The sequence below is a fragment of the Mesorhizobium sp. Cs1321R2N1 genome, assembly GCF_037179725.1.
Lineage (GTDB): Bacteria > Pseudomonadota > Alphaproteobacteria > Rhizobiales > Rhizobiaceae > Mesorhizobium > Mesorhizobium salmacidum.
The window spans coordinates 1-5792 of sequence record NZ_JAPYKP010000227.1; the positions used below are offsets into that span (position 1 = coordinate 1).

At 63.2% G+C, this 5792-nt stretch carries 4 protein-coding genes and 1 pseudogene; all 5 read right to left on the minus strand.

The annotated features are described in order from the left end of the window. A partial coding sequence (locus O7A61_RS30640) for a hypothetical protein (RefSeq protein WP_337132936.1) occupies positions 1–482 on the minus strand: 482 nt, incomplete at its 3' end. 109 nt (positions 483–591) lie between these two features. Continuing rightward, on the minus strand, positions 592–1392 hold the full coding sequence (locus O7A61_RS30645; protein WP_337132937.1) for an alpha/beta fold hydrolase: 801 nt from the start codon (positions 1390–1392) through the stop codon (positions 592–594). Between the two features lie 199 nt (positions 1393–1591). Further along, entirely contained in the window at positions 1592–3364 is a 1773-nt protein-coding gene (locus tag O7A61_RS30650; RefSeq protein ID WP_337132938.1) for a tetratricopeptide repeat protein, read from the minus strand. A 239-nt stretch (positions 3365–3603) separates the two neighbouring features. Further along, complete coding sequence (gene leuA, locus O7A61_RS30655; RefSeq protein ID WP_337132939.1) at positions 3604–5343, minus strand: 2-isopropylmalate synthase; 1740 nt, start codon at positions 5341–5343, stop codon at positions 3604–3606. A 322-nt stretch (positions 5344–5665) separates the two neighbouring features. Then, a pseudogene (locus tag O7A61_RS30660) lies at positions 5666–5792 on the minus strand (IS481 family transposase); the annotation flags it as partial.

The following is a 5792-nucleotide window of genomic DNA, read 5'->3' on the forward strand; positions in this document are numbered from 1 at the left end:
GTCGACGCTCGCAGCGGCGGCTCGGCTTCCGCGACCTTGGCGCGTCTCATGCCGGCGACCGCCGGCTCGACGCCACCCTCCATCATCCTCCGGCGCTCGACGATGCGCTCGGCGACATAACGCGTCACGGAATCGGCGACAGGTTTCATCTCGGTCGATTCGGCAAGCACGACCCGGCCAACGCGTGTGTCCTTGAGGAAGCGGTACGTGCGGCGGTCGCGCCCCATCGCGACATGGCTGACGGCGTCGATCCATAGGCGCGGCTGTAGCCCCGAGGAGACGACAAAGTCGAAATTGTCCATGTCGGCTGGAACATCGGCAAAGACGGGTGCGAGGTCCGCGGCCAGGAGGTCGAGGCGCATGCGGTGCGCCTCGCGCATGTCGACGACAACATCGTCGCGGTCAGCGAAGGCGTTCTTCACGTCACGGATGGCGTCGGACAGTTTGCTTGATGGATCGATCTTCTCGCCTGCGTCCTTCATCGGCGTCGGCCTCGCGGGTTTGGTTAACATGCAGTTAACACAGCCGCCGGCAAAATGCACTGGCGAGATCAAGGCGGGGAGGCGTCCGGGCGAGGTCGCGCGGGACGTGTCAACCGGTCGCGGCGAGTTTCGGGCGCAAGGGCCTGGCGCGGCGGTTCATGTTGCGCCGGATGATCGTGGCAACCAGCCCAGGCGCCTCCTCTATCAGCATATGGCCAGCCCCCAGCACGTGGTGGACATGAAATTGCGCGGGCAGATTATCCGTGTGGGTAAAGGGCAGCACAGGATCGTCGCTGCCCCATACCACCATCACCGGCATGGTCAGGGTGTCCAACCGGTCGCGCGGGATGACGCCCTGCCGGTCGTCGCTGGTCATGGCGGCAGCAATCTCGATGAGTTTCTCCACCTGGCCAGGTCGCTCGCGCATCTCCGCAAGGGCGTCCACGGTGTGATCGATGGGCCGCGTCAGTGGTCCCGACATCGCAACGAGGCACGCCCGGATGTCGGATGGGCCCCTCGCGGCGGCAAAGCGGCGCAACAGCGGGCCGTTGATCTCCACGCCGAAGCCGCCAGGCGCCAGAAGCGTCAGCGACGCCACCTTCTCGGGCTCGGCCAGCGCCATCAGCGCCGCCACCGCGCCGCCCATCGAGTGGCCCACCAGATGAACGCGCTTCAGAGACCGCGCGGTGAGATCGGCCAGGACAGCCCTTGCCGCCACCTTGGCCGGGCCGGCGCCGGGGAAATCGAGCGACAGCCCGTGTCCGGGCAGGTCATAAGCGAGTGTGCGAGCCGCAGGCGACAGCGACGGGACCACTTCGTGCCAAATATCGTGGCAGCCGCCGAAACCATGCAGTAGGACGATGATCTTCGAACCGGCACCTTGTTCGGTGGCATGAAGCGATGAAATCATGAAGCTGGGGGCTTGTTGCAGGGCTATGAGAAACGCGAGACCACAGTCAATTGCGGCTGGATTGCGCCTCGTCTAGTGGGATGGCCAGTAAAATTTTCGCGATTTGTACGATTGATGACAGAACTCGCCGCCTAAGCGATATTCGATGATCGGTGCGTACGAAATCGACAATGCTCAGCGCCGTCGATATCGCTTGGCGTTAGCCAGCGCTGCCGAGTCCGGCGGCGCGTAACGCGCCGACCAAGCGCTCGGTCAGATCGGCCGGATATTTTCGGTCAATGAAGGTCGCGCGCGGATTGGCGGCGAATTTCGGAAATTTGGCGTTCAGCTCGTCGAGCAGCTTGCGCGCCAGATTGTCCTGACCGGCGATCTTGGCGCCGATCAGCCGGGCGGCAAGATAATGCGATTTCGTTGCGGTTGTTCTCAGAGAGGAACTGGCGATCGCCGCCTTGTTCGTGTCGCCAAGCATGAGTTCGCCGGCGAAAAGTCCAAAATCCCACCATGTCGGATGACCGCTGGAGGCGTCCACGGCCTGGGCCAGGATCGGCGTCCCCTCGGCATACCGGCCGGCGAAAATCAGTCCGTAGCCGTAGGCGGCAGCCATGGCTATATCGTAGTGGTTAAGGTCATAGGCCTTGCGCATCCAGCGCAGCGCCTCGTCGGCGTTACCAAGTCGCGAATAGATGTAGCCATAGGCGCGATGCGCGTTGGGGCTGGTCGGTCCCATCTGCACGGCGCGGTGGGCGAATGTAAGCGCCTTGTCGATCGTCGCATCCGGCGGGTAGGCGTAGTGGTCGTTCACGGCCTCAAGCTGCAACGAAGCGAGCTCGGAATAAACCAGCGACGATTTGGCGCCGTTTTCGGCGAGGTTTTCGAGGCAGCGATAGGCGGCCTCGTGGGTCCTGGCGTTCTGGTCGAGATAGTATTTGCCGTTGAACAACAGGCACCGCGTCAGGCCGGCTTGTATGCCGCTCTGTTCGAGATAGCTATAGATCGTGCCGGAATCGGGAAGAGCGGACGTCAAGATGCCGGCTATACGGCTCTCGACGGCGGTGGGTGCGCTGTCGGCGGCGGTCAGGTTGCGCGACAAAAGGACCCGTCCGGTCGCCACGCTCTGCAGTTCGATCGTGATGTCACCGGTATCCGGTCCAGGCAGAATGTCGAAGATGAAGCTCGTGGCATTGGTGACCGGATCGGTCGTGTCGACCGTGTCGCGACCGATGAAGTCGATCGTATCGAAGCCGCTCAGGCCGGCGCGCAGCGTTGCGGCGACACGGCTGGCATCCGTGCCGCTGGCCTTGACGGCGATGTAGACGAGCGGCAAGTCCTCGCTGGACGACGCGACGCTGCCGGTCAGGCCCGCGGTCTCCAGCGTGGCCGCAAGGTCGCCGCCTGCCAGCAGCGCACCGCTGCCCTGACGCAGGATCAAAACGCCGAGCATGGCGATGACGACGGCGATCGCCATCCAGAAAAATCTGAGGTGACGTGCCACCGCCGGCGCCGACGCGACCATCGGTGCCGGCAAGGCAGCGGCCGGAATGGCACTTTCGGCAGTGTCGCGTTGCGCCGATGGAGCCGCCACCGCCGCTCCGTTCTGGATGGCGGATTGGGACGTCTCCGGCAAGCGGATTGCGTTGAGCTCATAGGCCGGGACATAGCCGCCGCGCGGAATGGCTATGCGGACAGGCTCGGCAACACCTTCATTGGCAAAATACTGCTGCAGCAAATCGCGCAGCCGGCCGGCCTGAACCCGCACCACCGCGTCGGTCGAAGGATCGAAATCGCCATCCTTGCCGAAGACATCCATGGCGATGGAAAAGCCCTTGAGCCTGTCGGCTTCGCCTGCCTGTTCGCGTTCGACAAGATAACGCAACAGCTTGCGTGCCCGTTCGGATCTTCCGAACGTTTCGCTGGCAAGCAGTCGCTCCAATGTTTCGCGCACTGCGGGGGCGGCAGGCGTGGCATGCTGCAAGTGTCGATCCTCTCGAAGTCGGCACAGGTTAAGGCACGGATCATATAATGCCCGCACCGCCATACAAGTATACACGCATTATGTGATCGCGTACCTCACCGGATATTTTTCCGGTGGTTAACGGCCCGGCCGGTGTCGGTCACGGGATGGTCGTGGGAGCCAGTCGAGGCCAAAGCCTTGTGCGGGCTTGAAAAAATGGCGGCGCGAGGGAGCTGCTCCCGCGCCGCCGACGACCGATGCTATCGCGCTCTGCGACCGACGATACGGTTGGCCGCCGACGTCACCGCTTCCAGCGAAGCGGCGACGATGTTGGTGTTGATGCCGGCGCCGAACAGCTTACCGCCGGGATATTCCATCTCGACATAGGAGATGGCCGACGCATTCGAGCCGCGCTGCATCGAATGCTCGGAATAATCGAGCACCGACATCTCGACGCCGACATGGCGCGACAGCGCATCGACGAAAGCGTCGATCGGGCCGGTGCCGGTGCCCGATATCGTCGTTTCCTTGCCATTGTCGAGGATGACCGCCTCGACCACGCGCCGGCCCTTCACCTCGGTATCCGGATAGGTGTGGTGGTCGAGGAATTTCAGCCGGGCGCCCGGCTGGTCGACATAGGTTTCGAGGAAGCGGTCATGAATACGCTTTGCCGGCACTTCCTTGCCTTCGGCGTCGGTGATCGCCTGGATCGCCTGGCTGAACTCGATCTGCAGGTTGCGCGGCAAATTGAGGCCGTAATCGGCCTGCAGCACATAGGCGATGCCGCCCTTGCCCGACTGCGAGTTGATGCGGATGATGGCCTCGTAGCTGCGGCCGACATCGGCGGGATCGATCGGCAGGTACGGCACTTCCCAGTGCGGCGTGTTGGCCTTCTTCAAGGCCTTCATGCCCTTGTTGATGGCGTCCTGGTGCGAGCCGGAAAAGGCGGTGTAGACGAGCTCGCCGACATAGGGATGGCGCTCGGGAATCTTCAGCTGGTTCGAATATTCGTAGACGTCCTTCATCCGGTTGATGTCGGAGCAGTCGATGCCGGGATCGACGCCTTGCGTGTACATGTTGAGCGCCAGCGTGACGATGTCGACATTGCCGGTGCGCTCGCCATTGCCGAACAGCGTGCCTTCGACGCGGTCGGCGCCTGCCATCAGGCCGAGTTCGGTCGTGGCGATGCCGGTGCCGCGGTCATTGTGCGGATGCAGCGAGATGATCAGGTTTTCGCGGTTGTCGAGATTGCGGCACATCCACTCGATGCGGTCGGCATAGATATTGGGCGTCGACATCTCGACCGTCGACGGCAGGTTGATGATCAGCTTGTTGTCAGGCGTCGGCCTGACGATCTCGGTGACGGCGTTGCAAATCTCCAGCGCGACCTCGAGTTCGGTGCCGGTGAAGCTCTCCGGCGAATATTCGAAGCGATAGCCGCCGCCGGCCTTGGCCGCCATCTCGGTGATCATCTTGGCGGCGTCGGTGGCGATGCGCTTGATGCCGCCGACATCTTTCTCGAAGACGACACGGCGCTGCAACTCGCTGGTCGAGTTGTAGAAATGCACGATCGGGTTGGTGGCGCCCTTCAGCGCCTCGAAGGTGCGGCTGATCAGTTCGGGCCGGCACTGTACCAGCACCTGCAACGACACATCGGCCGGCACATTGCCTTCCTCGATGCACCAGCGGGCGAAATCGAAATCGGTCTGCGAAGCCGACGGGAAGCCGATCTCGATCTCCTTGAAGCCCATGTCGAGCAGCAGGCCGAACATGCGCGCCTTGCGCTCGTGGCCCATCGGATCGACCAGCGCCTGGTTGCCGTCGCGCAGGTCGACCGAGCACCAGATAGGCGCCTTGTCGATGATCTTCGAGGGCCAGGTCCGGTCGGTGAGGCCGACGGTAGGGTAGGGCTGATATTTTCGGGCTGCGTCCGGCATGCCCCGGCCACCTTGCTTGCCGGTAGCGGCCTCGCTGGCGCGGATGTCTTCTCGTGCGTTCATCGTCGTTTCTCCCGGCGGCTGGCGGGTCCACCTTTCAGGCGGATGTGGTGCCAAGCGGCGCCTTTACCAGAATTTCGTTCGCTTGATATGATTTGCCAAGGAGCATGCGCTTGCGCGGCGGCTCGACCGCCGGGCGCTCCTTCAGCGAGCCCGGCGATCGCCGATAAGGCCGAGAAGAAGCAGGGTCGAGGCAAGCGCGCGCACGGTCTCGCCGGCAAAGCCGGTCTGACGGGAAGCGGTGGTGGCGCGCGTGTTCATGGCCGTTCTCATACAGGAGCGACCTGTTGGAGGCAAGCGGGGCCGGGTCCGTCAAATTTCATCCCTAGCTGTGGAGCCTCAACAGGTTGTCCTTGGTCAGGCCCAGGCGACTGATTGGCGGTTTGGACTTTAGGCTCCCGTGCGGACGGTGCCAATTGTACCGATGCAGCCATATGGGCAACTCGGCGGCG